The organism is Pararhizobium sp. IMCC3301, assembly GCF_030758315.1.
In the GTDB taxonomy this organism is placed as follows: Bacteria; Pseudomonadota; Alphaproteobacteria; order Rhizobiales.
Genome location: NZ_CP132336.1, coordinates 2,564,189 through 2,591,142, shown reverse-complemented (window position 1 = coordinate 2,591,142; position 26,954 = coordinate 2,564,189). Strand labels below are relative to the sequence as shown.

Annotated in this window: 23 protein-coding genes and 1 tRNA gene; 12 read left to right on the top strand and 12 right to left on the bottom strand. The window is 57.2% G+C overall.

Translation table 11 applies throughout. The annotated features are described in order from the left end of the window. Positions 1 to 111: 111 nt before the first annotated feature. The 5 genes from RAL88_RS12545 to RAL88_RS12525 all read left to right on the top strand — a co-directional run bounded on the left by RAL88_RS12545 (position 112) and on the right by RAL88_RS12525 (position 5,422). Positions 112 to 1,638, top strand: coding sequence for a sensor histidine kinase (locus tag RAL88_RS12545; protein WP_306263836.1), 1,527 nt, complete (start codon positions 112 to 114; stop codon positions 1,636 to 1,638). Between the two features lie 615 nt (positions 1,639 to 2,253). After that, positions 2,254 to 3,201 (top strand): substrate-binding domain-containing protein, encoded by a 948-nt coding sequence (locus tag RAL88_RS12540; RefSeq protein ID WP_306263834.1) that lies wholly within the window; start codon positions 2,254 to 2,256, stop codon positions 3,199 to 3,201. An 85-nt stretch (positions 3,202 to 3,286) separates the two neighbouring features. Further along, positions 3,287 to 4,312: an ABC transporter permease gene (locus RAL88_RS12535; protein WP_306263832.1), complete on the top strand. Its 1,026-nt coding sequence runs from the start codon at positions 3,287 to 3,289 to the stop codon at positions 4,310 to 4,312. Positions 4,313 to 4,367: 55 nt separating this feature from the next. After that, on the top strand, positions 4,368 to 5,108 hold the full coding sequence (locus RAL88_RS12530) for an ATP-binding cassette domain-containing protein (RefSeq protein WP_306263830.1): 741 nt from the start codon (positions 4,368 to 4,370) through the stop codon (positions 5,106 to 5,108). Between the two features lie 38 nt (positions 5,109 to 5,146). After that, positions 5,147 to 5,422 carry a hypothetical protein gene (locus RAL88_RS12525; RefSeq protein WP_306263828.1) on the top strand — a complete coding sequence of 92 codons (276 nt, stop codon included), beginning with the start codon at positions 5,147 to 5,149 and terminating at the stop codon, positions 5,420 to 5,422. On the opposite strand, the gene RAL88_RS12520 is transcribed toward RAL88_RS12525, so the two are convergent. From RAL88_RS12520 to RAL88_RS12505, 4 genes are all read right to left on the bottom strand, one after another. After that, the gene (locus tag RAL88_RS12520; protein WP_306263826.1) at positions 5,413 to 6,456 is read right to left on the bottom strand and encodes a twin-arginine translocation signal domain-containing protein; all 1,044 of its coding nucleotides are present in this window, start codon (positions 6,454 to 6,456) and stop codon (positions 5,413 to 5,415) included. The genes RAL88_RS12525 and RAL88_RS12520 overlap by 10 nt on opposite strands. A gap of 67 nt (positions 6,457 to 6,523) precedes the next feature. Continuing rightward, complete coding sequence (locus RAL88_RS12515; RefSeq protein WP_306263824.1) at positions 6,524 to 7,846, bottom strand: TRAP transporter large permease subunit; 1,323 nt, start codon at positions 7,844 to 7,846, stop codon at positions 6,524 to 6,526. Next, entirely contained in the window at positions 7,846 to 8,355 is a 510-nt protein-coding gene (locus RAL88_RS12510) for a TRAP transporter small permease subunit (RefSeq protein WP_371932179.1), read from the bottom strand. Before RAL88_RS12510 ends, RAL88_RS12515 begins: the two co-directional genes overlap by 1 nt. 17 nt (positions 8,356 to 8,372) lie before the next feature. Beyond that, entirely contained in the window at positions 8,373 to 9,143 is a 771-nt protein-coding gene (locus RAL88_RS12505; RefSeq protein ID WP_306263822.1) for a DeoR/GlpR family DNA-binding transcription regulator, read from the bottom strand. Positions 9,144 to 9,399: 256 nt separating this feature from the next. Here RAL88_RS12505 and RAL88_RS12500 point away from each other — a divergent pair, with 256 nt between their 5' ends. From RAL88_RS12500 to RAL88_RS12490, 3 genes are read left to right on the top strand one after another with little or no spacing between them, the layout of a single operon-like run. After that, positions 9,400 to 10,782, top strand: coding sequence for an NAD(P)/FAD-dependent oxidoreductase (locus RAL88_RS12500; protein ID WP_306263820.1), 1,383 nt, complete (start codon positions 9,400 to 9,402; stop codon positions 10,780 to 10,782). Then, positions 10,775 to 12,013: an NAD(P)/FAD-dependent oxidoreductase gene (locus RAL88_RS12495; RefSeq protein WP_306263818.1), complete on the top strand. Its 1,239-nt coding sequence runs from the start codon at positions 10,775 to 10,777 to the stop codon at positions 12,011 to 12,013. Before RAL88_RS12500 ends, RAL88_RS12495 begins: the two co-directional genes overlap by 8 nt. 1 nt (position 12,014) lies before the next feature. Then, positions 12,015 to 13,430, top strand: coding sequence for an FGGY family carbohydrate kinase (locus RAL88_RS12490; RefSeq protein ID WP_306263816.1), 1,416 nt, complete (start codon positions 12,015 to 12,017; stop codon positions 13,428 to 13,430). Positions 13,431 to 13,580: 150 nt separating this feature from the next. Here the strand turns inward: RAL88_RS12490 and RAL88_RS12485 are convergent. The 4 genes from RAL88_RS12485 to RAL88_RS12470 all read right to left on the bottom strand — a co-directional run bounded on the left by RAL88_RS12485 (position 13,581) and on the right by RAL88_RS12470 (position 16,990). Beyond that, positions 13,581 to 13,657 (bottom strand) — tRNA-Arg (locus RAL88_RS12485). A gap of 121 nt (positions 13,658 to 13,778) precedes the next feature. Next, positions 13,779 to 14,312, bottom strand: a complete 534-nt coding sequence (locus RAL88_RS12480) for a D-Ala-D-Ala carboxypeptidase family metallohydrolase (protein ID WP_306263814.1) — start codon at positions 14,310 to 14,312, stop codon at positions 13,779 to 13,781. A gap of 58 nt (positions 14,313 to 14,370) precedes the next feature. Further along, positions 14,371 to 16,428 carry a DUF2207 domain-containing protein gene (locus tag RAL88_RS12475; RefSeq protein ID WP_306263813.1) on the bottom strand — a complete coding sequence of 686 codons (2,058 nt, stop codon included), beginning with the start codon at positions 16,426 to 16,428 and terminating at the stop codon, positions 14,371 to 14,373. Between the two features lie 7 nt (positions 16,429 to 16,435). Next, a complete protein-coding gene (locus RAL88_RS12470) occupies positions 16,436 to 16,990 on the bottom strand; it encodes a LemA family protein (RefSeq protein ID WP_306263811.1) in 555 nt (184 codons plus the stop codon). Positions 16,991 to 17,120: 130 nt separating this feature from the next. Here RAL88_RS12470 and RAL88_RS12465 point away from each other — a divergent pair, with 130 nt between their 5' ends. Both RAL88_RS12465 and RAL88_RS12460 read left to right on the top strand, forming a co-directional pair. Then, positions 17,121 to 18,398, top strand: coding sequence for an efflux RND transporter periplasmic adaptor subunit (locus tag RAL88_RS12465; protein WP_306263809.1), 1,278 nt, complete (start codon positions 17,121 to 17,123; stop codon positions 18,396 to 18,398). A 3-nt stretch (positions 18,399 to 18,401) separates the two neighbouring features. Beyond that, positions 18,402 to 21,596 (top strand): efflux RND transporter permease subunit, encoded by a 3,195-nt coding sequence (locus tag RAL88_RS12460; protein ID WP_306263807.1) that lies wholly within the window; start codon positions 18,402 to 18,404, stop codon positions 21,594 to 21,596. Positions 21,597 to 21,801: 205 nt separating this feature from the next. Here the strand turns inward: RAL88_RS12460 and RAL88_RS12455 are convergent, their stop codons facing one another. Next, on the bottom strand, positions 21,802 to 22,284 hold the full coding sequence (locus tag RAL88_RS12455) for a cupin domain-containing protein (RefSeq protein ID WP_306263805.1): 483 nt from the start codon (positions 22,282 to 22,284) through the stop codon (positions 21,802 to 21,804). Positions 22,285 to 22,391: 107 nt separating this feature from the next. Between RAL88_RS12455 and RAL88_RS12450 the strand changes: the two genes are divergently transcribed. Next, positions 22,392 to 22,811 (top strand): MarR family winged helix-turn-helix transcriptional regulator, encoded by a 420-nt coding sequence (locus RAL88_RS12450; RefSeq protein ID WP_306263803.1) that lies wholly within the window; start codon positions 22,392 to 22,394, stop codon positions 22,809 to 22,811. A 28-nt stretch (positions 22,812 to 22,839) separates the two neighbouring features. Further along, positions 22,840 to 23,124 (top strand): efflux RND transporter permease subunit, encoded by a 285-nt coding sequence (locus RAL88_RS12445; RefSeq protein WP_306263800.1) that lies wholly within the window; start codon positions 22,840 to 22,842, stop codon positions 23,122 to 23,124. Positions 23,125 to 23,152: 28 nt separating this feature from the next. Here RAL88_RS12445 and RAL88_RS12440 read toward each other — a convergent pair whose 3' ends face one another. From RAL88_RS12440 to RAL88_RS12430, 3 genes are read right to left on the bottom strand one after another with little or no spacing between them, the layout of a single operon-like run. Next, positions 23,153 to 24,199, bottom strand: coding sequence for a glutathione synthetase (locus RAL88_RS12440; protein WP_306263798.1), 1,047 nt, complete (start codon positions 24,197 to 24,199; stop codon positions 23,153 to 23,155). 8 nt (positions 24,200 to 24,207) lie between these two features. Then, complete coding sequence (locus RAL88_RS12435; RefSeq protein ID WP_306263797.1) at positions 24,208 to 26,082, bottom strand: flavohemoglobin expression-modulating QEGLA motif protein; 1,875 nt, start codon at positions 26,080 to 26,082, stop codon at positions 24,208 to 24,210. Beyond that, positions 26,079 to 26,900 carry an N-formylglutamate amidohydrolase gene (locus RAL88_RS12430; protein WP_306263795.1) on the bottom strand — a complete coding sequence of 274 codons (822 nt, stop codon included), beginning with the start codon at positions 26,898 to 26,900 and terminating at the stop codon, positions 26,079 to 26,081. The genes RAL88_RS12435 and RAL88_RS12430 overlap by 4 nt, the downstream gene beginning before the upstream one ends. Positions 26,901 to 26,954: the final 54 nt, after the last annotated feature.

Below are 26,954 nucleotides of genomic sequence, written 5' to 3'. Positions count from 1 at the left end.
CCCGGGAAAAGTCGCGCCTTCCCGTTATGGTGGCCGCGAGTAAAACGCCTATGGCGAAAAAAATGCATTCTTGCTAAGCGTTGCGTGGTCCTGCTTTGGAGTGGATGCTCAATGGTCACTAAAGCGATTGCTGGTTCTGCGCGAGCGGCGATAGCATTCATTATCGCAACTTTGCTGATCTATTCAGCTATCGTTGGCTCTCTGGTCTATCAGGGGTTCAACGATGCGGAAGATCGTGCTGAAGTCACCGCCACAGCAGCTGCCAAGGCGGTACAGATCAATACCGGATGGATCGTTGAGGTAGCGGCACAAGCGCTGCGACGAATGGACTCGGCTCTTGGAATAGATGTCCAGCCCAATAACACGTCGACTTTAAGCAGCGTTCGGGACGCTCTGGAAGGACTGCCCGCCAGTGCCAAAGCCTACATTGTCGCCGCCGATGGCCAAACCCTCTACACGACCGATCCCAACTTTGTGGACCTCGACATTCGCGACCGAGAATATTTCTCCGGCCCGGCAGCGGGCGAACAGTTCTTCACGTCTTCCCTTCTAATCAGTCGCCTTGATGACAGTCAGATCTTCGCGTTTAGCCGGCGCCTTGAACGAGGTGGTGTTTTCATTGGTGTGGCAGTTATTTCATTCGATGCGGCCCTGCTGGAAGACTTGCTTGACTCTCTGGACCTGGGGACAGGAGCAACCATAAGTATCTTTCGCTCCGACGGAATGCTGGTTGCCCGCTACCCACCGGCTGACGCTCCCCTGGACCTCAGCGCGTACGTACTTTTTGCAGATCTGCTCCCCAATGCAGACTTTGGTGTCTACAGAGGCAAGTCTCCCCTCGATGGCGTACAAAGAGTAGTCAGCTACCAAACTGTACCGGGCACTAACCTTATCGCTTTGGCCTCAGTCGGGACCGCTGAAACGGTGGGGCGGTTCTGGCGCCGCGTTTGGGTCCTCTTGGCGATAGTCATTCCGACCATTCTCGCCCTGACCTTATGCGCGATTTGGATCATCCGGCTGCTACAACGAGATGGCCGTCGTCATGAAGAACTGCAAGCAGCTTTAGCCACAAATACGATGTTGTTTCGCGAGATACATCACCGGGTGAAGAATAATATGCAGTCGATGCAATCGCTAGTCAGAATGCAGAATCTTCCTGAAACCATAAAAACCGATATTCAGTTGCGATTTGCGGCCATGTCCAGTGTCCACGAGCATATGTATAACTACGATGCATATGCGGCCCTCTATGCTCCGGATTTCATTGCTTCAATCACAGAAACGCTTATTCAGGCATATGGCTCGTCGGCCGAATTGACCCTCGATATAGATCCCTTGTCGATCAGTCACGAACGGGCAACGCCATTGGCGCTGCTGATCAATGAAGTCGTCACCAACGCTTTGAAACATGTTGACGTGAATAAGCCTGATACTTTGATTTCCATCAGCCTCAAGCGCTTGACAGAGGACGTGGCAAAACTTGTCATTGCGGACAACGGACCGGGGTTTGACCCTGCAAATGATCCCACCGGGATGGGCACTAAGATTATCAAGGGTATGGTGATGCAGCTTGGTGGATCGCATACGTATACGTTTGATGACGGCACGATATTTTCCACCGAGATCCATACCGGCTAGGTGCCGACGAATTGACCATTCCGCCAGAACTTGCAGGTGGTGACCACATTCATCTACTGTCTCGCTTCCAAAGCGTCCCTGGATCACGTTTCATGAAGAAGGCCGTGAGGGCCCGCGTGACGTCCCATTCAATGAAATGAGTGGCGATTGATCAGGCCAATGCGGCAGCAAGGAAACGATATATGGGGTCGCCCGCTTGCATGCAGACATTCCAGTCCGGGCAGACTGCCGTCACAAGATTCTTCGAGGTCGAAGTCATCTTGTCCAACAGCATATTATTTCCTGTTATCGCGTCGGAACGGGATGGCGTGCTCATCCTCCAAATTCCCGCTGAGACATCACCCGACTGTACCCGCCGCGCTCAATCCCCACCGACACAGCTCACAGCGCCTTAACGATCCGTAGCTGTCTGCCGTGAGGCAAACTGAAACTGGTTCGAATTCGTCTGACAGCAAATTCCATTTGATTGCAAAGACGGCACCACACGGGAAACGCAAATTGAGTTGCCACAGTGCGTTGGAGCACCTAACGTTGCCTCCAGTCCCTGATGTTCGGGTAAGACCATTTATGTGAAGAAGACTATATTTAATAGTCTCTGTTTTCTGGGAGAAAAAAATGACAAAATTTCGAATTGCATCCGGAATTGTTGCGGCACTCGCCGCCGCGATAATTTCAACGGCTCCGGTTCAGGCGCAGGAATTGAAGATCGTCACCTCGATGCCGAGCCTCGGATTTCCATTCTTTGTTCATATGCAAAATGCGCTTAACGCCGAAGCAGAAGCACTCGGCGGCATTGAAATCATCAACCAGGATGGCCAGAACTCGGCGCCCAAACAGACAGCCGATCTTGAGGCGGCAATCATCAACCAGGTCAGCGGTGTGGTTATCAGCCCGCTTGATTCCGTCGCTCTGGCTCCTGGTGTTAAACAGGTGATCGATGCTGGAATTCCAGTCATGACCATCGACCGGCGCGTCGATGGTGTCGAGGGTGTGCTTGGCCATGTGGGCGCTGATAACGTGATCGGTGGCGAGGCACAGGCAAATCTGATCATCAAACTCTTCCCTGACGGGGCGAGCATCGTCAATCTTCAGGGTCAACCTGGAGCGAGCCCGGCCATCGACCGCAACAAAGGCGTTCACAACATCCTGGATTCGATGTCGGACAAATATGTTTTCGTTGCGGAACAGACTGCAAACTTTGCCCGGGAAGAGGGTGCGAGCGTCACGGAATCGATACTGGCCGGACTTGACTCGCCTCCCGATGTCATTGTTGCAGCCAATGATGACATGGCGCTTGGCGCCCTGCAGGTCATCCAGGAGCAAGGCCTCGATATTGCAATCCTTGGATTTGATGCGCTGCCTGAGGCTCTGGCAAGTGTGCGTGACGGCGGTTTAACCGCAACAATCGAACAGTCGCCAGGTGGTCAGAGCCGTCTTGCACTTCAGGCGCTGGTCAAATACCTGCGCGACGGAACGAAGCCCGAGCCGTTGGTTCTGCTTGAACCGTTCGCGATTACCAAGGACAACATCGACAAGGCCGAACGTCTTTCGGAACTGAACTGACTTCACTTGGCAAGTAACGGGCCCGCCGCCGGAACAAGGTGGTGGGCCTTGATCGTTACTGATGACGGACCTTCCGGGCAGGCGTATGAATTCAGACAACACAACTGGCGAGACAGAACCGGACAACGGAACTGACTGGTTTGGGCTTGCGGCAAGATATGCTGCCCCGATTTTTCTGCTTGGGCTCATCCTGGTCTTCGCACTGCTTCAGCCCAATTTCCTGCATCCCCTGAACCTGCTGAACGTTCTGCGCCAGGTTTCGATTTCCGGTCTGATCGCTATCGGTATGACATTCGTGATCCTGACCGCAGGTATCGATCTCTCGGTGGGCTCTCTGGTGGCCCTTGCGGGGTTGGTTGGCGCCTATGTTTCCAAGGGTGGGCTGGATAACCGTTTCGCGATTGGTGCGGATGCAGCGACAGGCAACCCGGTCATCTATGCAGTTCTTGCGGCAATTGCGGTGGGAATAGTTGGCGGTGCACTCCAGGGGCTGGCAATCACCAGACTTAAAGTACCTGCATTCGTGGTCACACTTGGCGGTCTGAGTGTGTTTCGCGGGGCTGCCCTGCTGTTTTCAGGTGGTGGTCCGATCAGCGGCTTCAGCCCGGAGTATACCTGGTGGGGCCAGGGGCGCATCGGTAGCATACCGGTGCCAGTGATCCTGTTTTTTTTAGCTGCCGCAATAGCGCATGTTGTGCTCAAACATACCCGCTTCGGTTTGCACGTCTATTCAGTCGGCGGAAATGCGGCTGCTTCGGATCTGAATGGAGTCAACACACGCCGGGTTACGTTCATGGTCTATGTGATCGTAGGATTCTTCTGTGGCCTGGCGTCATTTCTGCTGTCGGCGCGATTGAACTCGGCTGAAGCCGTTGCGGGAATGGGGCTGGAACTCGACGTGATCGCCGCCGTGGTCATAGGTGGCACCTCGCTGTTTGGCGGAGTGGGCAGCATTTTCGGTACCGTCGTCGGAGCGCTTCTGATCGGCGTTCTGCGAAATGGCCTGGTCTTGATGAATGTATCTTCGTTTGTGCAGCAAATTGTCATTGGTCTGATCCTCATCGCAGCAGTTGCCTTCGATCAATATGCCGCATCGCGGAGTCGGGCTTAGCACGGGCATAGGACCGGCATGGGGCGGGCATAGGGCCAGCATAAGGAATGGCATGATGAGTATCCTCGAACTGACCGGCATCACCAAAAACTTTGGCGGTATTCACGCTCTGGCTGGCGTCGATATCAAGCTGGAGCGGGGCCAGGTCCTGGGGTTGATGGGCGACAATGGAGCGGGCAAATCCACGCTGATCAAAATCATTGCAGGCAGTTTTCCCCCGACATCTGGAACAATCCGCCTTGACGGCAAAACAGTGACTTTTGGTCGCCCGCGAGAAGCCCGCGATGCCGGCATTGAAGTCGTCCATCAGGACCTTGCCTTGTGCGACAATCTCACGGCATCGATGAATGTCTTTCTCGGCCGTGAAATTGTGCGCAAGGCGGGTCCCTTCAGCTTTCTCAACCGTACTGCAATGAACGAACGGTCTGCTGAGCTGTTTGCCGATCTCAAATCCGAGACCCGGCCGAGGGACCTGGTCCGCCAGATGTCGGGTGGGCAAAGACAGGCAGTTGCAATTGCCCGAACCCGGCTGTCAAAGCCCAATATCGTTATTATGGACGAACCGACCGCCGCTATCAGTGTCAGGCAGGTTGCCGAAGTGCTGGACCTGATCCGGCGTCTGCAAGGCGCGGGGCTCGCGGTGATACTCATCAGCCACAGAATGCCCGACGTATTTGCGGTCTGCGACCGGGTGGTGGTCTTGCGACGCGGAACCAAAGTCGCTGACAAACCGGTGGCCGAAACATCTCCCGAGGAAGTCACCGGCCTGATTACCGGCGCTATCGAGATGGCCTGAGAATTTCGTTTGGAGGTGGTCCGGGTCTCATCGGAGCGATGAAGCTTGAGGCCAGTGACGTGCAACGTCGGTTGAAGCCGCAGAAACAGCTTGCCCGGTTTAATCTGCGGACCATCGGCGGACTGGAATACGTCCCCTTGTCGGCGACAAGGGGAGCGGAGTTGCTATTCGAGGTGTTCTCACGCCGCCATGTGAAAATCCTGGAATTAAATGGCGATAACTATCGCCTAGCGTCGGCAATATACTGCGCGAAAAGCATGCGTGTGAATGCCTGGCGAACAAGAATTCGCCAGGCATTGTTTAATCAAGAATAACGATAGGGAACGCCGGCCTTTTCCATGACATCCTGATACTTTTTGAATATTTCCACAACTCGTGCGGCGCGGTCATTGGTCGCTGCCAGTTCATCCCAGAAACTCGCAGCATCGGCGACAACGCCATCCCATTCTTCGGCCGGGATAGTGGTCAGTTCAAGTTTTTCGCCGTTCACACGCAGAGCGGCCTCGCCACCCCAGTACCAGACCTGGCGATAGTAATGCGACTGATCCATGGACATCCGGAACAGCTCTTGCAGATGTGGCGGAACTTTTGCCCAGCTGTCGGTGTTTGCAAAATACGACCCGCACCAAGCACCGGTGACGTTGTTGAGCAAGCCGTAATTGCAGATATCTGCCCAGCCAACCTCGTAAGCCTCGGTAAAGCCGCACCATGCAACGCCGTCCAATTCGCCGGTCTGCATCGCGACTTCAACATCTTCCCAGGGAATAGTGACCGGGATCAGACCATAACGAGACAGGAACCGCCCCGCGGTCGGCACGCCAAAGACTTTCAGCCCGGCCATGTCCTTGACCGACCGGATCGGCTTGTTGACCGTAAAGATGTGCAATGGATCCCAAGCACCCGCGCCAAGCCATTCCACGCCTTCGATTTCGTCATAAGCCTCTTTCCAGATTTCGTTCAGGCCGTAACGCTGAAACAAAACAGGCATATCAAGGCTGTAGCGCGTGGAAAACGGGAAATATCCCCCGAAATCCGCGACATCGGCGGGGGAGGCCATGGTGGCGTCATCCGACTGGATCGCGTCAAGCGTGCCGTTCTGCACAGCGCGGAACAGCTCGCTCGTTGGCACAAGCTGGTCAGCGTAGAACAGTTCGATTTCCATTTCGCCATTCGCCGCCTTGTTGAAGGCTTCGATCTGCGGCTTGATGACATGGGCCCCGAGAGGCGCGCCGGAATAGGTTTGCATGCGCCATTTGATGGGTGCTTGAGCCTTTACAATGCTTGGTGCCGTTAAAGCTGCCACACTGCCAATGCCGGCTGTGGTCAAGAACTTTCTTCTGGAAGTCATGTCACTCTCCTTTGTTGGACATTTTTGCGTTTTCTTGCCTGTTGAACTGTTGCTGAAGGGAATATTGTTAGCGCCCATAGACATAATTGGGAAGCCACATCGCGATATTCGGAAAGACCATGATCAGGATAAGGGCGATAACCATCACAAGAACGAACGGAACGATGGATGTATAGATATCTTTGATGCTGATCTCGGGCGGGGCCATGGCGCGCATCAGGAACAGATTATAGCCGAAGGGCGGCGTCATATAGGCGATCTGCGTGGTGATCGTGTAAAGAATGCCATACCAGATCAAGTCAAAACCAAGCGCACCGACCAAGGGCACATAAAGCGGCGCCACTATCACCAGCATGGCAGTGTCATCAAGGAAGGTGCCCATAATGATAAAGCTGAGTTGCATCAGGATCAGGATGACCCAAGGGTTCAGGTGCAGCTTGTCTGTAAACAGCCCCTCGATCGCCTTTACCGCGCCCAAGCCATCAAAGACCGCCCCAAAGGCCAGCGCCGCCAGCACAATCCACATGAACATGCACGAAATCGCCAGGGTTTCACGCACGGAAACCTCGAAAACCTCACGCGTCATGCGCCCCTTCAGCACTGCTGCCACAAAGGCGGTCATCGCCCCGATTGCAGAGCTTTCCACAAGGCTGGTCCAGCCTTTCAGGAAAGGAAACATCATGCAGACAAAGATAATCACGGGCAGAAGGCCAGCCAGCAACAGCCGGTATTTTTCCGCGCGCGTAATATCGCGGTCGGCGTCTTTGAGAGCGGGTCCAAGTTCTGGCTGAAATTTGCAGCGGATATAGATGTAAAGGATGAAAAGCGCGGCCATCATCAGGCCGGGGAACACTCCGGCAAGCCAAAGCTGCCCGACCGGCTGACGCGCAATCATCGCATACAGCACCAGAACGACGGAGGGCGGCACAAGTATCCCCAAAGAGGAGCCTGCCTGGATCACCCCCGTCACCATGCGCTTGTCGTAATTGCGTCTAAGAAGCTCCGGCAGAGCGACGGTTGCCCCTATGGCCATACCCGCCACGCTCAGCCCGTTCATTGCGGAAATCAGCACCATTAATCCGATGGTTCCAATCGCAAGCCCGCCGTTGACCGGCCCCATCCAGACATGGAACATCTTGTAAAGATCATCAGCGATACGGCTTTCGCTCAACACATACCCCATGAATATGAACATGGGCAGCGTCAGCAGCGGGTACCACTTCATCACCTTCATGGCGGCTGCAAATGGAATGTCAGAACCACCGGCCCCCCAGAGAAAAAGGCTGGCAATGGCAGCAATCCCGCCGATGGCTGCAAAGACTCTTTGTCCGGTGATCAGCATCAGCATCATCGAGGCAAACATCAAAAACGCGATAAGCTCGTAGGACATTAAAGCACTTCCCCACGGATTTTCGCGATGTCTTTTATCAACTCGGATATGGATTGGAGCAGCATCAGAAAGATGCCAAAACACATCACCGCCTTGACAGGCCACATCAGCGGTCGCCACAAGCTGGGGCTGCGTTCCTGATACTGGATGGAATAGGATATTGAATCGAGGCCGCCATAGAGCAGCACGATCAGATAGAACATCAACAGCAGTACCGTAAAGCTGTCCACCCAGGCCTTTTTGCGGTCGCTCCACGACCCGTAAAACAGATCCATGCGCACGTTGGAGCCGAGCTGGATCGAATAGGGACCGCCAACCAGATAATAGGCGACGAGGGCAAATTGCGCCACTTCCAGGGTCCAGAAGGCCGGAACGGTGAACAAGACCTTTGACAGTGACGACCAAAGCAGAATCGCGACCATGACAAAGAGGCCATACATCATCATGCGCCCTATGAACCGATTGAAGCGGTCAACAGTTCTGACATAGGTTCTGGCAAATCGGTGCACGTTCCAAATTTCCTTGTTCACACGATATTTACATCAGCGGCAATGAGTGCGGCCTTCAGCTCAGGTGCGGGCGTGACATTGAGAATGACGTTTTTAATTTGAGTCAACTCACAAATCCGGAATGTTGAGGCTCTTCCGAGCTTTGAGCCGTCCGCCACCAGAGTAAGCGCAGTTGCGCCTTCGATCATAGCGCGGCCAACCTGTGCTTCATCCTCTGAAAAGTCATAGGCCCCCGAACTGTCGAGAGCACTGATTGTAAGGATAACGTGGTCGGTTCTGATGCGGCGAACCTCTGCGCAGGTTTGTGCGCCGATGGTTTGGGCATTGTTATCGCTATAGATCCCGCCAAGCAATATGGCACGCGAGCCGTTCCTGGCCGCCGCCACAACCTGCGCAATGTGAGTGGAATTTGTAATCACGGTAAGATCGCGGTGACGTATGAGTGCCTTAATGCAGATCAGCGTTGTCGACCCCGTATCAATCATGATTGATTGCCCCGGCCGCACTTGATGCAAAAGCTTCTCTGCTATTTCCTGTTTGGCACGGGTATTTGCGGCAAGGCGTTCCTCGAATAATCCTTCATTGGCGATGTTGACCTTGACCGCCCCGCCATACACCTTGCGTACGCGCCCGGCCGCGGCAAGGACACCCAGATCCCGGCGGACCGTCTCGACCGAGGCACCAAATTTTTCGGCGAGCTGTTCAACCGTCGCGCGGCCACGCTTTTCGATCGTTTCAAATACTGCGGCCTGCCTGACCGATGGCCGCATTGTTTTGCTGTGTATCACCCCACCCCTCCTGACCGACCAGACTAGCCCTGTATCGAGTTATGTCCATAATTTTATGCCCATTTGGTCTATTTTTTTATTATAGTTAGTGTTTTCAATGGCTTATAAATCAGTTTTCACACACAAAAATGACCGATTGATCAATACTCTGAATTTTACTTGCTGAATCCCGATGCCTGCTGCACATTGCCGCTAGAGGTGGCCGAGGAGTTAATCAGATTCCGTTGGCCAAGGCTCCGAGCTATCAGGACGCGCTGTGCAGTCTAAATCGTATGATATCGCAGTGATCGGTGCAGGCGTGGTCGGTTGTGCAATGGCTCGCCGCTTCACCCTTGATGGTGCTCGTGTTGTGGTGATCGAGAAATCTCTTGATGTGCTGGACGGAGCGTCCAAAGGTAACAGCGCCATTTTGCACACCGGATTTGACGCGCCACCGGGATCGCTGGAACAACAATGCATCAACGCTGGCTACCGGGAATACCTCGACATTGCTGAACCCCTGTCGCTGCCGATCCTGAAATGCGGTGCGATGGTGTTGGCATGGGACGAGGATCAGCTTTCGCAGCTGCCAGCGCTGATCGAAAAAGCTCATCGCAACGGTGTTGCCAGCGTCGCCATGCTGAGCCGCGAGCAGATCACGCAGCGCGAACCGAAACTTGCGCCCAACCTGTACGGTGGGTTTGAGGTTCCGGGCGAGTCCCTGATAGACCCCTGGACCTCAGCGCATATGTATATCCTTCAGGCGCTTGCCAATGGTGCCGAACTGGTGCCCGGAGCCGAGGTTGCGGAAGGGAGCTTTGCGCAAGGGGTCTGGACCCTGCGCACCACGGCGGGCGAGTTTTGCGCAAGCCATGTCATAAACTGTGCAGGGCTGTATGGCGATATCGTTGATGAGCGACTTATGGGCCAGCGAAATTTCACCGTTACCCCCCGAAAAGGCCAGTTCGTCGTTTTCGACAAACCCGCATCCGAACTCGTTTCGTCAATCATCCTGCCGGTTCCCTCAAAGACAACAAAAGGTGTCGTTTTATGCCGGACGATCTTCGGCAATGTTCTGGTTGGGCCCACGGCTGAGGAACAACAAAGCCGCACAGATGCCTCTACAGATCGCGACGCGCTACTGGCGCTGCGCGACCAAGCTGTCGCGATGCTTCCAGAGCTTGCGCAATGCGAAATTACAGCGAACTATGCCGGCTTGCGTCCAGCCACCGAACATCAAGATTACCAAATCCGACAGCACGCGGGTTGCAATGCTGTCACTGTCGGCGGAATCCGGTCTACCGGTCTAAGCTCTGCCCTTGGCATTGCGCGTCACGTTACAGGGTTGCTTGCACAGAGGGGCGTGAAGTTCACGGCCCTGTCTGATCCTGTCATTCCCGACGCTGACCGGCTATCCAATTATCACGGCCGGGATTGGGAAACGGCAGGCAATGGTGGTGTTGTTTGTCATTGTGAACTTGTCACACGGCGTGAAATAGAGCGGGTTCTGGATGGACCGATGCCGCCTGCTACGCTGTCGGGGCTGAAACGCCGCACGCGTGTCACAATGGGCCGATGCCAAGGGTTCTACTGTATTGCTGAACTGGCTCAGATCACGAAGGGTCGGTTGAAACGTCCAATTGAGTGCGAAAATGATTGAGGAAACCTGCACTGTTGCAATCGTGGGCGGTGGAACAGCGGGCCTTGCGCTGGCGGCTGAATTACAGCGGCTGGATGTGGGCAAAGTCGTCGTTCTTGAACGCGAAGCAGAGGCGGGGGGCATCCCGCGCCATTGCGGGCACTACTCTTTCGGCCTTCGCGAATATGGTCGTTTGTTCAAAGGGCCCGACTATGCCCGACGCAACCGGGATGTCGCCGCGTCCCTTGGGGCGGACATCCGCACCGGTACCACTGTCACTGCCCTGCGTCGTGGGGGGGAGATGGAAATCCTGACCAACGCGGGGCGAAGCTTACTGCGCGCCCAGCGGGTTGTTCTTTGTATGGGGGTTCGGGAAAGCTCGCGCGCGCAGCGTTTTGTCAGCGGCGACCGACCGGGAGGTGTCATCACCACGGGCGCTTTGCAATCCATGGTGTATCTGAAGGGAATCAGGCCCTTCAAACGTCCGGTGATCCTGGGGTCTGAACTAGTCTCTTTCTCGGCGATCCAGACTTGCGAACATTTGGGCATCAAGCCGGTGGCGATGGTAGAGAAGGCAGATCGCATTCTGGCACGCCGCTTGCTGCGCCCTTACCTTTTGCTCAAGCGTATTCCGCTGTATTCGGCTGTCCGCGACCTGCGCATCCTTGGCCGTGAACGGGTAGAGACGCTGAAATTTGTCGATGCAAACGGGCAAACCCAACAGATAGAAGCAGATGGCATCATTATTTCCGGCCACTTTCGACCAGAGTCAGCGCTGCTGCGATCCAGCCACCTTGAAGTTGATCACGGCAGCGGCGGCCCCGTGGTTGACCAGTTTGGCCGCTGTTCAGACCCGGCATATTTCAGCGCCGGCAATTTGTTGCGCGCGGCCGAGACTTCCGGTTTTTGCTGGCGTGAAGCAATTGAAACGGCCCAAAGATTGAGCGTGGATTTGAAGCGATCTGCGCAACGGCAGGATTCGAGCGTGACAGTTGTCGCGTCCGATCGGGCGATCAGCTTCATAGTGCCCCAGCGTTTATGCCTTAATGGAGAACCGGGCGGAATGGCACAGTTTTATATGGGGTTGAACAAGCCGGTGGACAGCACAATCGTTGCACGCTGCGGCAATCGAACCCTTTGGAAGGGAAAATTGAAATCGCGGCCAATGCGCCGGGTTCAGCTTCCTATTGCCGGAATTTTAGCCGCGGCCCCCGATACGGGAATCCGGTTTTCGCTAGAATCGGATCACTGAGTTGCGCATCGCCGGTATTGATCAGGGAACCACCAGCACCCGCGCGCTTGTCGTCAATCGCGATGGTAAACTGGAAGTGGTGCATTCGGTGGCGCATCAGCAAAGTTACCCGCAAACCGGCTGGGTCGAACATGACCCGGAAGAGCTTATGCGCAACATACAGGCCTGTGTCGATGCCGCGGGCAAGCTTGAGGCGATCGGCATCGACAATCAGGGGGAAAGCTGCCTTGCCTGGGATGCGCAGACCAAGAAGGCGCTATCTCCGGTGATCGTATGGCAGGACAACCGCACTTTGGCTGATCTTGACACACTGCGGGCACAGGGCCTTGAAGCACAAACCGTGGCGCGTGCAGGCCTGCCGCTTACGCCCTATTTTTCTGCAAGCAAGCTGGGGTGGATAGTGCGCAACCTGCCCGCGGCGCAAGAGGCGCTGAAACGTGGAACTCTGCGTTTGGGGACAACCGATGCGTTTTTTCTTGATCGGCTGACCGGACAATTCGTCACCGATGTGACCACCGCAAGCCGTACATCGTTGATGAAACTTGACGGTCTTTGCTGGGATCAGACGCTGTGTGACATTTTTGGAGTACCGATCGAATGTCTGCCCCGGATCGTGCCGACAACCGGCGATTTTGGCTGTATGAAAACCGCCTCTGGCCCAGTGCCTGTGACAGCGAGTGTGGTTGATCAGCAGGCCGCACTTTACGGTTTCGGGTGTCGGCGCAAAGGACAGGCCAAGGTCACGTTCGGGACCGGAGCCTTTGCGCTGATGGTGACGGAAGACGAGATCGTGAACAGACCGGAACTTGGCCTGTTGCCGACCGTCGCCTGGCAGTTGGACGGGCAAGAGCCGGTTTATGCAGTCGATGGCGGGGTATTCACCGCCAGTGCCGCGCTGAATTGGGCAAGGTCACTGGGCTTGTTCAGTAGCTATCACGACATCAATGCCTTTGCTGCGCTGCCCGCAATTGAGAGTGGTCTTGTGTTCGTACCCGCCCTTGCGGGCCTCGGGTGTCCGCACTGGGAGCCACGGGCCCGGGGTGTCTGGCTGGGCCTGTCTCTGGAACATACAAAGGATCAGATGGTTCAATCCGTGCTGGAAGGCGTTGCTCTTCGGGCCGCAGAAGTGGTGCAGGCGATGGACCGCTGTATCCCGCTAGCCGATGAAGTGCTGATAGATGGCGGCATGAGCAAGAACCCATATTTCACTCAGTTTCTGGCGAACGTTACCGGAAAAGTGATCCGGTCTGCTCGCATGCCCGAACTGACCGGGCTTGGAACCATTTTGCTGGCCGGTGACCATGCCGGCTGCAAATTTGAGGCAGTATCGGATTTTCATACCTGTACGCCGCACGCTTCAAAGGATCGCTACCAACAGATTTTCAGTGCGGCTGTCACAATATCGCGAAACTGGTAGGGGATTTGCCTGTGCGGGTTGCGTGCTGGGGGTCATCCACCTGTTCACTATTTCAGCCCAACCCATGGCGTCCCGCCACATTATGCTGACATATAGTGGACACCTCCCGATCAGGTGGGCTTTGTGTAGGCTCTAAATCATTGAAAAATTTGGTGCACCCGACAGGATTCGAACCTGTGACCTCTGCCTTCGGAGGGCAGCGCTCTATCCAGCTGAGCTACGGGTGCTTGCGGTGTGGACCCCTGTTTAGCGGAAGCCTATCCGGGCTGCAACGGTGAATTGCGCACAGCGGGCTATTAATAAGCGGCCCTGCGTGTCCCCGCCTCTGGCCTGCGGGTATCGTTGGCCCTACCAGGTGCGCCTGGGGCCGACATCGATGTGGTAGAAGCCGGCCGGGTAGTATTTGTAGCCGCCAACGTCGGGGTGGCTTTTGAGGAAGCGTACCACCTGATCGGGATTGGCGCGGACGCTGAAATCGGTGGCCTTGCATTTGCGGTGCCAGGATTTGCGGGCGCCGCCCTTCAGCCAGTTTTCCAGCCACCAGCGTTTTGTCGAGGTAACCGAGACATTGCCGAATTGGCCGGCGACTTCCTGCAGCACTCTTTTGAGGCGCCGCGGCACACACCATTTTGTGTCAGAATAGGTGACGGTGGCATTGGGGTAGTTCACGCGTGATGCGCTGTAACTGGCGCAGCCAACAAGGGCGAGCGCGAGCAGAATTATGGCCAGAACCATGACAATCCGCTGCAAATTGGCCGGTTTTGGCACTCTGGACGCAAACAATCTGCCGCCGGCGCTGCCGGGAAAGGCGCTGCTAGCGGAGCTGTTGGCAGGCGGGTGTGCGGTCGGGCCACCGCTCTGTGTGTGTAGGCTGTTTTTCATGGTTGCAGAATAGGCAACCAGAGTTAATACGGCGCTGACAAAGCTGGTTGATAAAGTGTTACCAGCCACCGCCACCAATGTTGCCGCCGCCACCGCCGGCAAAGCCGCCGGAGGAATGGCCGCCGCTGCCGGAGGGGGATCTGGGCGGTGGAATGGCGGAGCGCATGTCATCTTCCAGCGAGCGCGACAGGCGCCCCAGATCGCGGCCAAGATGGCCGGGGCCGCGGCCTGTATGGCTGTGCCAGCCGGCGGACCGGGCGCTGGCCACCTGCTCTGCAGTGGCGGTTGCAAGCCAGCGGTCAAACGCCCGCGACCAGGGTTTTTCCAGCTCCAGGGCAATGGCGTAGGGCAGCAGGGTTTCAAAATGCTGCGGCGACATGTCCGGTGCGCCTTCCAGGTTCATGCGGTCCTGCTCTGCCAGCTTCAGATAGGTTTGCAGCCCCTCGATCGCGGTCAGCACCTGCTGGCCCAGCGGGGTCGGCGCCTGCATCAACCGGAAGAACAGCGCATTGACCCCGGCTAGGGCACTGAAGGCGACCAGAACAAACGGATTTTCAATCTCGAAACCGGCAATCAAAGCGGGGGTGGCTACAGCCGCCACCACAGCCATGATCAGCAGCGGCACGGCCGAGACGATCAGCCGCCAGCCGCTGGTGCGTGTGGTAAAGGCTTTGACCAGGCGCAGCGCCACAAGCGTGATGACGGCGAGAAACACCGCATTGATGAGCAGCAGCGGAATGAGGCTTGCCAGACTGCCTCTGGACAGCACCAGCAGCACCGCCACTCCGGCCAGCGAAAGGGCGATGCCGGCAACGCAGTAAAGCCGGTTGAGGCGAAAAAATGCCGCACCATGCTCACGCTCGATAGCGCTTCTGAAGCGGCTGACCAGCGCTTTGACGATTTTGCCATTGGCCCTGGAAAACTGCAGCGTGCTGTGCGCGTCGAGCGAACCCAAAACGGCCGCCTCGCCTGCCGGCAGCTTGCCGATGGCGCTGTCGTCACGGGGTTTTGCCGTTCTGGACACAGTTGGCGTTTTGTCGAACCCTGATATGGTAACAAAGCCTTTGACCGCCAGGCTGATGAAAGCGGCGGACAGGGCGCGAAACGGGTCGCTGCCAAATCCGCGGTTCTGAATGTAGCTGGCCAGCGCCGGAGAAATGCCGGCGGGCGGCGTCCATTGTGGCACGATGATGCCATCGGGAGGATCGCGCCCGACGCGTAGCCAGGCGGCCAGATAATAGGCCGTGACCAGAACCAGAATAAGCAGCGCTCCGACAGCTTCCAGCCGGTCACGCAGATACCATTTCAGCTGCTGGCGCAGACCCGGCGCTTCAACCACGCCCTTGTTGAGTTCCGCGCGCAGCGTCACGCCCTCGCCGGGCAGCAGCACCTGTTCGCGGCGGAACACTGCCATGTTGCGGTCCGCGGCAATCTGCAGCGTCTCGGCGGCACTGTCTTCGCCTTGCGTACCGGCGAAAAAATCCACCGATTTCAGCCGCCCGCGTTTGGGAAGACGCAGGGTGACCGTGACATCTTCAATGGGAAAGCTCCAGAAATTGCCGAGGGCATTCCAGGTCAGAACATCCTGCTCGGGCTGGAACTGAATCTGCCGGTCGACGCGGTAGCGGATTTCGTATTCGTGAATTCCGGCTGTCAGCAAAGTTCCAGCATCACCCAGAAACACCCGGATCGTCCCTGGAAAATATTTGATTTCAAACTTTTCCGGCGCGCCGTCGCGGGTGATCTTCTTGAAATCATAAGAAACTTTGTCGAGTGTGCCGTCACGCTGCACCAGCACAGTGCCGAAATCGCGATAAATCCCGCGCCGGATCTCGCGCCCTTCGGCACGCACGGTAATCCGGTCAAGAATATCGAGCTTGCCATCGCCGCGAATCTTGATGTTGCTGTCAAACGAAAGGATGCGCTCACCAGACCCGGCCTCTTCCGGGTGAGTGGATTGGGCCTGAAGAGGCTGCGGCTCGGTGAATGCAGCCACCAGAACAAGCAAAAGCCCGGCGGCGAAGCGCAACAGACCGGCACGCAACAGACCGGCACGCAACAGACCGGCACACAACAGACCGGCAGGCAGCGGATGGGACGTCGGATATGCGGTCATTGGCGCATCAAAAACTGACTTCCGGCACGGCCCGGTCGGTGGCGTTCTCGATTTCGAAATAGTCCATCTGCGCAAAGCCGAAATTATTGGCGATCAGATTGGAGGGAAAGCTTTCCACTTTCACATTCAGGGCACGGGCCGCGCCATTATAGTAGCGCCGCGACATCTGGATCTCACCTTCAATTTCACTCAGTTGCTGCTGCAGATCCTGGAAATTCTGGTTGGCCTTCAACTCCGGATAGGCTTCCGCCACGGCCATCAGTTTGACCAGCGCGTCGCCAAGCATGGCTTCGCTTTGGGCACGGCCGCTGACATCATCATCATCCACCTGGCCTGCGCGGGCGCGCAGTTCCGTCACCCAGGAAAACGTCTCCATTTCATGGGTGGCATAGCCCTTCACGGTTTCCACCAGATTGGGGATCAGATTGGCGCGCCGCTTGAGCTGGACATCAATCCCGCTCCAGGCCTCTTTCGCCATCTGGCGGGCTTTCACCAGACCATTGTAGCTGACAATCAGATAGAGGCCGACGACCACGACAAGGCCGATCAGTAACAAATCCATAAGTTCCTCCCCCGACCAGGCAGGGTTTTCCAGGCCGTTTGCGCGCTGCTGCTGGAAGCAATTGCTTGCCGGTCGGCTTATTCGCGATATATTGCCGTTCATATTGGGTATCCAACTGAAAGACAATCTGATGAAGTCTCTGCTCCCCTTGCCGGTGGCGGGTTGCGCTATTTCTGCAACAAAGCAGATGACGCTCCGGCGTTGGACACCTGCCCTGTTGGTGCTGGCGGTCTGCGCTATTCTGCCTGCAACGGCGCAGGCGCAGGGCGGCGCTGCCGGGGTTGTCGTCGAAACCGTTGAAATCCGCTCTTTCACTGAAACCGCGCCGGTGCTCGGCGAATTCGTGGCGTCGACCAGCAGCGTGGTGGCAAGCCGCATTCCCGGCCTGATTGTCGAAGTCTTCGTTCAGATCGGCGACCGAGTCAGTCAGGGTGACCCGCTGGTGCGGCTGGATACAGAATTGCTTGGCATTGAACTGCGCGCGGCAGACGCGTCGCGCAACGAGGCGGCCACCGGGCTGACAGTTGCCGAGGCCGATCTGGCGCTGGCGCGGCAGGCGTTTGAACGTATTGAGCGGCTCAAATCATCGCCCGCCTTCTCGCAGGGCCAGTTCAACGATCTGGAACGCCAGTTGCAGCGCGCCCAGGGCCAGATCGCCCAGGCCCAGGCGCGAATTCGAAGCGCGGATGTGTCGATTGCCCGGAGCCGCTATAATCTGCAGAATGCCAGTATTCTGGCACCGTTTTCAGGCACCATACTGGAACGTCAGGCGCAGCCGGGTGAATATATCAACACCGGCAGCGCAGTGGTCAGCCTGCTCGACCAGGCGCATCTGGAAATCGTCGCCGATGTTCCGGCATCCTATCTTAATGGGCTGCCGGAAGGGCGCGAAATCACCGTCCGGCTGGCCGGCGGCGCGAATTTTCAGGTCAAGGTGCGCGCCGTGCTGCCACGGGAATCCGTTGCCACCCGCACCCGCCCGGTGCGCCTAACTGCGCCATTCACCGAAACGCAGGCAAGGGATACGATTGCGCCCTTTGCTGTGGGACAGTCGGTCACTGTTCTGGTGCCGGTGTCGGAAGAAAAATCCGTTCTGACGGTTCCCAAGGACGCTCTGGTGCAGGGCCGAGGCGGCTGGATCGTGTATATTGCGGAAGCCGGGAAAGCCCAGCCGCGGCCGGTACAGATCGGCGCTGCGGTTGGCAACAGGTTTGAGGTGCTGAGCGGCCTGCAGGACGGCCAGCAGGTGGTGGTGCGCGGCAATGAAAGGCTGCGGCCGGGTCAGGATATCATGACGGAACCTCCCGGCGGCGAGCAGGCTGCGGGCGGTAGTGCATCACCGGCCGCGCCGAAAGCGGCGCAGAGTGAGGCGGGTGATCCGGCTGCAGATGACAAAAGCGGCGGATAGCTGATGAACGTCATCAAATATGCCATTGAACGCCCGATTGCGGTTATCGCGGCGGTGTTGATGGCGGTGCTGTTCGGTCTGGTCGCACTGAGCACGATCCCGATCCAGCTGGCACCGGATGTGCGCAAACCGATTATCCTGGTATCAACGGATTGGGGCGGCGCCGCACCGGCCGAAGTTGAACGCGAAATCGTCAATCCGCAGGAAGATGTGCTGCGCGGACTGGATGGTCTGGAGACCATGCTGTCGCGCTCCCAGAGCGGGCGCGCCGAAGTCACCCTGGAATTTGCCATCGGCACCAATATGGACCGCGCCCTGCTGCTGGTCTCCAACCGACTCGACCGGGTCAACTCATATCCCGATGAAGCCGGGCAGCCGAGGCTCAACACCTCCGGCGCGGAGGACAGCCCGATTGCCTGGTTCATTTTGATCCGGGCGGAAGGCAACAACCGCCCGATCGTCGAATATGGTGACTTCATTGAAGATGTCGTCAAGGATCAGCTGGAGCGGGTTGAAGGCGTTGCCAATGTCAATGTGTTTGGCGGCGTCTCACGCGAATTGCGCGTGGTTATCAATCCCGAGCGGCTGGCGCGGTTCCGCCTGACCATTCCGCAGGTGATCTCAAAACTGCGCTCGGAGAATATCTCGATCTCCGCCGGAGATGTGGAGGAAGGCAAGCGGCGCTACATTGTCCGCGCACAGGGCGAGTTGAACACGCTGGAGGCGGTCAGCAGCGTGGTGCTGCGCAGCGAGACCGATTTGGGCACCGACCGGCTGGGCCGGGTTCTGGTCAGCGATGTTGCAACGGTCCGCTTCGACTACAAGGAAGCCACTGCCCGCATCCGCTACAAGGGCCAGCCCGCAATTGCCATCAATGCGGTGCGCGATGCCGGGGCGAATGTCATTGAGACCATGGAAGGCGTCCGGCAAACCCTTGAAGCACTGAATCAACGCGATATTGCGCCGGCCGGGCTGGTGCTCAATCAGGTCTATGATGAAACGCTGTATATCAACAGCGCCATTGATCTGGTGATCCAGAACATCTGGGTCGGCGGCATTCTGGCGGCTTTCATCCTGATGCTGTTTCTGCGCTCGCCGCGCGCCACGCTGGTGATTTCGCTGGCAATTCCGGTCTCGGTGGTGGCGTCCTTTGTGGCCATGGCGGCGATGGGCCGGACACTGAATGTGATTTCGCTGGCGGGCATCGCCTTTGCGGTCGGCATGGTGGTGGATGCGGCGATTGTCGTGCTGGAGAACATTTTCCGCTTCCGGCAGATGGGCTATTCCTCACGGCGGGCCGCCTATGAGGGTGCAAGGCAGGTCTGGGGTGCCATTCTGGTGTCGGCCCTGACCACAGTCATGGTGTTCATTCCAATCCTGGTGATGGATCTGGAAGCAGGCCAGTTGTTCCGCGACATTGCTGTGGCAATCTCGGTGTCAGTTGTGCTGTCGCTGGTGGTTGCAGTAACGGTGATTCCGGCCCTGTCGAGCCGGTTGCTGGGCAACCGCGGCAAGCTGGAGCCGGTCGGCCTGCCGGTGATCGATCATTTCGCCCGGTTTTTCTCACGTCTGGTGATGGCCTATGTCCGGGCAACCATTGCCAGCCGCGTGCTCGGGCTGGTGATGGTGGCAGCGATTGGCGGCGGCGCGCTGACGGCGGCCTGGTATTACCTGCCGGAACTGGAATATCTGCCGGAAGGCAACCGCAATCTGATCTTCGGGATTGTCATTCCTCCACCGGGCTACAATCTGGAAACCACGACCGGCATTGCCAAGCGCATTGAAGATGTCGCCGAGCCGATGTGGAGCCTGGAGACGGACGATCCGGCAGGACCGCCGGCCATCAACAGTTTCTTCTTTGTCGCCACACCGAGTAATTCATTTGTCGGTGCCGACGCCAAAAATGGCAGCCGCATCGGTGAACTGATACCGATCCTGTCGCGCCCGATTTTTTCCGAACCGGGCACGTTCGGTTTCATCACCCAGCCGTCCCTGTTTGGTCGCGGCATTGGCGGCGGACGCGCCATAGAACTGAATGTTTCAGGGCCCGATCTGGAAGATATTCTGGGCGTTGCCCAGCAGGCAGCCGGTATCATTGCCGGGCGGCTGCCACGCAACGAAGGCCATCAGTTCCGCCCGATCCCGGGCCTGGAACTGGGCGCGCCGGAAGTGCGCCTGACGCCTGACCGTCTGCGGCTGGCTGATGCCGGCGTCGGGGCCGCCAATCTGGCGACAACGGTGGATGCCTATAATGACGGGGTGCGGATTGCCGAAATCACCGTCGATGGCGAGCGCATAGATCTGACCCTCAAAGGCGACGACAGCAATGCCGCCGCGCAAAGAACCCAGGATATCGGCGCCTATCCGGTTGTCACCCAGTCCGGCCAGATCGTGCCTGTGGAAGCTCTGGCGCGGGTGACGGTGACGGCCGGGCCGACCGAGATCAGACATCGCGAACGGCTCAGAACCGTGACGCTGGAAGTGCGGCCCTCAAATGCGCTGCCGCTGGAAACGGCGCTGGAAATTCTGCAAGCCGAAGTCGTGTCGGTGCTTGAACAGGGCGGACTGCCGCCCGGCGTGCGCTTCACCCTGTCGGGCACGGCAGATCAGCTGACCCAGACCTGGAATGCGATTTCGATCAATCTGGTCATAGCGCTGCTGATCGTATTTCTGGTGATGGCGGTGCTGTTTGAAAGTTTTATTCTGCCGCTGGTGATCATGATATCGGTGCCGGTGGCGGCTGCAGGCGGGGTTGGCGGCCTGGCCGCTCTCAACCTTATTCAAACCCAGCCGCTGGACATGCTGACCCTGCTGGGATTTGTCATTCTGGTTGGCATTGTGGTCAATAATGCAATCCTGATCGTGCATCAGTCGCTGCATCATCTGCGCGAAGACGGTCTGGAACCGAAAGCGGCGATCATCGAAGCCACACGCAACCGCATCCGGCCGATCTTCATGAGCACGCTGACCAGCGTCTTCGGCATGTTGCCGCTTGTGCTGTTTCCCGGTGAAGGCTCGGAACTGTATCGCGGCCTGGGTTCTGTGGTGGTTGGCGGACTTGCCACATCGGCGCTGCTGACGCTGCTAACCGTACCGCCGCTGCTTGGCATCGTCCTGCGCAGCCAGCCATCGATTGCCGATGAGGCACCGGCGCAGAGCATTGACGGGGAAAGGCCTGCGCCACAGCCGGCAGAGTAGAACCGGGTGTGACGCCTCGATATGGTGAGTGGAGAGGGGCAGTAAACTTTTCTGCTGCCACGCTCACAAGAGAGTAAATCCGAAAGCTGCGCGAAGTACAAATGTCCGGTTTGCTGATCTCGGCGGCGAACATCGGGTCGAATCTGTGCCATAAGAACCATCCATTCTTCAATCGCCGTCCGTCTACGGCCTGATGCGCTCGGCACTATGCCTGAGGCGGCGGCGCTGCCGGCCTCAGACCGTGGGCGCGCATGATTGCCAGCAGACTGGCTACGTCCGGCGGTCCATCGACCGCCGCGTTTATCACCTCGCCGACTTCGCGGAAAAACTGCGGTCCGATTGCCGCCGGTGAGATAATGCACAGCACCTTTGCGTCCTGGCTTCCATTATTATCGAAGCGGTGAACGGCACCTCGTGGAATGCAAAGCGCCATCCCGGGCCCAACGTCGATCGTCTTTCCGTTGACTGTCCAGGTAAGCACTCCGTCGATACCGTAGATTGTCTCCTCATAGTGTTCGTGGCTATGTGCAGGCGCTTCAAGACTCTCCGCGGCCGGAACGTCGAGTTCGAAGGCTGCGAGGCTGCTGCCTGAGTCTTCGCCAGTTATCAGGAAGTGCACTGTGTGCGGCCCGATGCGGATTGTCTCATCGGACGGATTGACGTCGAGGCCGTTGGTAAGCTGTATCATCTCGGTGTCCTTTATGGTAAACGTAGTTTACGGTCAACTTAGTAAACGGAATTTACGAAATGTCAATACACTCATCGCGTCAGAGCGCGCCAGTTGAAACGAGCAATATGCTTATCGGTGCACTGTTGCGCGTTCCAGCGCAGGCTATTCATCGCCGCATCATCAATGAGCTTAACGCGGCGGGTTTTGGCGAACTCCGCGCTCCGCATATGGCAGTGCTGCAGTATCCGGGGCCGGATGGGGATCGCCCAAGCATCCTCGCGGAGCGTGCCGGAATGAGTAAGCAGGCAATGAACCAGCTGCTCCGGAGCCTTGAGGCATACGGGTATATCGAGCGGTCCGACCTACCTGACGAGGGGCGTGCGCGCGCAGTTCACTTCACGGAACGTGGACGCTCTGCATACGCGAAAATCCACGATATCCTCCGCGACATTGAGCGCGAATGGTCCGCCGAGCTTGGGCCGATCCAATTCGCCAAGCTCAAGGAACTGCTCTTCCAAGTCTGGGACAGCCCGTTGATCCGATAGCCAGGAGCAGACACATCGACGCACCCGCATGCGAATGGCCACGTCAGGTTGCGAGGACCGATTGCTCCGGCCGAGTATCATGAACACGCTGACCAGCGTGTTCGGCATGTTGCCTCTGGTGCTGTTTCCCGGCGAAGGCTCGGAACTGTATCGCGGCCTGGGGTCTGTGGTGGTGGGCGGCCTTGCCACATCGGCGCTGCTGACCGTGCCGCCGCTGCTCGGCATCGTGTTGCGCAGCCTGCCATCCATCGCCGAGGAGTCGCCGCTGCAGAAAGTCGACGAGGAAAGACCTGCTCCACAGCTGGCTGAGTAGATCCTGAACCGGGCCACGAATGTGCCTGTCAAAGCACGGCCAGCTCCCGGTTCGACAAATTGCCGTGGCTGCTTTCGCGCATCTCAAGTTTGCGTTCAAGCGACATGATGACACTCTCGCCAAAGTCGGTGTCGTGCATATCGCATATGCTCCACATACCCCCGGGCGTGAACACATTGATCTCAAGGATCTTGTCACCGACGATATCCAGACCGACGAGGAACAATCCATCATGAATAAGTTTCGGGCGCACAAGGTCTGCAACAGCCAGGATCTTGTCGGTCATCTCCACTTTCACCGCTGTGCCCTTGGCGTGCATGTTGGAGCGAACGTCACCTTTCGCAGGGACACGGCGCAGTGCCGCGTATTTTCCATCCCGTTCCAACGGTGTACCGTTCATGACGAAGACCCGCACATCGCCACCCTTGGCTTCCGGCATGAAGCCCTGCGCGATCATATAGCCTTCTTCGCTGACGGCTTCGAATATCTGATTGATGTTGGAATCATCAGGACCGTCGATCTTGAAAACATTCTTGCCGCCTGAGCCCTGCAATGGCTTGATGATGATCCCTTCGGGCTGGCTGCCGATGAAATCCCGGATTTCCTCGAGGTTTTTGGAAATCAGTGAAGCCGGTCTTGCCGCCTCCGGAAAGCCCTGCAGATACAGCTTGTTCTGAGCCAGTGACAAACCGTCAGGATCATTGACCACCAGAACACCACGATCCGCAGCCAGCCGGCCGAACATCGGGCCAGCCTGCGCCGCCCATGGGTGCGTATCGGCATCCTGAGAGGGATCATTGCGCAGCATCAAAACATCAATTCCGGTCACGTCGATGGTTTCGCGCGTGGTCTCCTCGGACTGCAATGCCTTGTGCAGTGTCTCCACCTTCTTAAACGCTTTCTTCGGCAGGTTCAGAACGCTGACATGAAGGGTATCGTCGGCTCGCAAGACGAAGCCGCCGGGGGTGATATAGCACACTTCATGGCCCCGCGAGAGCGCCGCCAGGGCAAAAACCGTTGTCGTGAAACGGGGATACTCATCTTTGATGGCGTTGACAAAAAATGCGATGCGCATGGTTTTTCCTATCCTGAAATGAGGTCGGCGGGTGCCAGGCCTGCACGGGCTGCAGCAAGGCGCTTTGCTGCACCTCTGGCGGTGAGAAAGGCCGGGGAGACCGGCGGCGTCCTGAGCAACCCGCGTGTGGCAAGTTCCTCAATCTTCGGAAACTGGGCTTTGGAGAATTTTCCCAGCCAGTACGGATCGAGCGATTTTCCCGCCCCGATATGGAGGAGAACATCGCGCAGACCACGCAGATAAATGGCATCCTTCGCCAAGCCGCCGGAGCGATACAGCCGTACCGTCAGATTGAAGGCGGCGCTGCTGGAAAATCCATGCTCCCGGGTCAGCAGCCGATAGGTTTCGATAAAATCCGCACCTTCCAGCATTGCCGCGCATCCGACCACGCGCCCGGCAAGCAGGCGCAGACGGCCGGGGGTCAAACCACCGACAAGGTACTCGGCGAAGACTGCCAATCCCTCCTGAATGCCTTCATAACCGGCGAGTCCGGTGCGGAAAATTCTCAAGCCTTGCGCATCACCGGCGAAATAGGTCATCAGATGAACGCCTATCTCATGGCTGAGCAATGCCTGCACCCGGCTTCGCGCCATGCGCGTATTGCGCGATATCATCAGGCCATTGCCAGAAACCATCATGCCCGGCGGCAGGTCATCGCGGATGACAATTTCGACATCAAAGCCGGCATAGTCGGCCTGATACTCAGCCACCATCTGACGGGCCGCCGCCTTCAGCGCGTAGCAGTCGACGTGGCCTTCCAGCCCGCCTTCGCCTTTGGATGCCTGTCCACTGCTGTGGGGCAGCGCAAGAATATCCTGCGCCATCGTCAAAAGCTCCGCTTCAACCGAACCATACAGAAGCCGACTGACCTCTTTGAACCGTGGTGTGTTGCGCAGGTCAATTGCAGTCAGCTGCAAGTCCAGCTCCTGCTGTTTTTCCCGGTAGATTTCGTAAAGGACAGGGTCTTCCAGATTTTCAAAAGCAACGGAATGAAGTGTCTTCTTCTCAAAATCAACTTCCACAGTGAGAGGACGATAAAGCAGCTCAGGTGGGGATTGCTGCGCATTGTCACTGAATTTTCCCCAGGCTTCTGCGGTGTTGATCGGCGTAACCGCCATGAGAAAATCAAACGAACCACAGACCTTGTCGATCTGCCGGTCGAGCCTTTTGACCGTGTCGACAAATGATCTGCGGCCCAGAGCCCGGTGGGACGCAGGTTCAAGCGCACCAGTCTTTGTGGTAAAGGCGGCAACCCCGCGCAGCAGCGCGTCAAAAATATTGGCGACCACCCGTTCAAGAAGTTCGGGATAAACCGCTGCGCTGTCGGGTTGCCGATAGATGGGAGCAAACCTTATTGAGAGAAACCCGATCGCCGGGTCAAGTCCGGCCAATGTCGAGTTGTCACGCCTGTCGGAGATAATTCTGTCAACAACCGGAGAGCGGTATCTGACGGCCACGCTCTCAATCGCTTCGGCTGCGGCCTCCATTGCTGCCCGAGTTTCAGGTCGTTGTTCGGTCTCAAGCTGAATTTCGAAATCAGGCAGATAGGGACTGTCGTCGCTCAGCAAAGTGTCCTGATCCAATTCAGTCACTTCAATCACCAAAAACGCTCCGAACCGCTCAATCATTTTGTGACCGATCCGGTTCAGGGCCTCGACATCTGTGGCAAGTTCGGAGGAGACCAAATAAGACGCATTGGATGTTGTAATGTCATAAGCGGCCTGTTGAAGGTCATCCTTTCTGTGATGAATGCAGATAAACGGAAGTGGCCGGTCAATATGCAGCCGCGCACCGGACTTCAGCGTAGCCCGGACAGGTTTTGCATCCGCAAGAGCCGCCACTATGGCGTTGACCGGCTGGATTTTCTGCCCACTGTCACTCATGACATTCCTTCAATAATGCCTTCCAGCAGAGGCAAAGCTGATTGAATCATGCTGCGCATTGCGACCAGCGCTTCGCGATCAGGCTTCCCGGTCCATTCATCCATGAAGAATTTTTTAAACTCAATCGCAATGGCACATCCGGATTTGGGGAAAGTATCATGAATAAACCGGGTCTGCTCACCCTTGCCCTGAAACGCGACATTTTCGCGTACATCCAGCTTGTGACCGCGAAACTCGAATTCCCGCAATTTGTCCATGAACGGATCAACCACATGGGCCCATTTCTCGCGGTCCATTGAGTAGGTCCCGATATTGATTTCCGGCATGTCATCGGGGTCGCTGGGCCGTGCTTGCGGCCCGGCGCGGCGATGATTGTAACTGTGAATGTCCAGAACAATGAAATGACCGTACTGCTCTTCCAGTTCGCGCAGCATCATCTTCAGCATCAGATAGTAATGATCATGCATCTGAAGCGAATGCTCAATCATTTCGGGCGTTGGGTCATCCGCCCATACTTCCAGCCCCCAGGATTGCTCAGGCGACAGGTAGACAGCTTCCTCGCGGGGACGGTTGAGATCGACGGCAAAGCGCGATCTGTGGAAAGCAATCCGGTTGGGCAGATCGCGAATGATGAACTCGGTGAATGGATCTTCCTCGCGCAGCCGGTCATCTTCGGGAAGCGCCATCTGATCTTCCAGCGTGGCATCAACCTCATGACCATTGTGGATCGCCGTTCCCAGGACCGGCGAGGCTCCGCGGTGAACTGTCCACCAGTCCCGATCAGTCGTCTTGAGTGAAATTCCCTTTTCAGTAGACATGCTCTCGTCCCGTTTCGTTGGCTTGCTCAACAACGCTGCAATGCGCCCTGGATC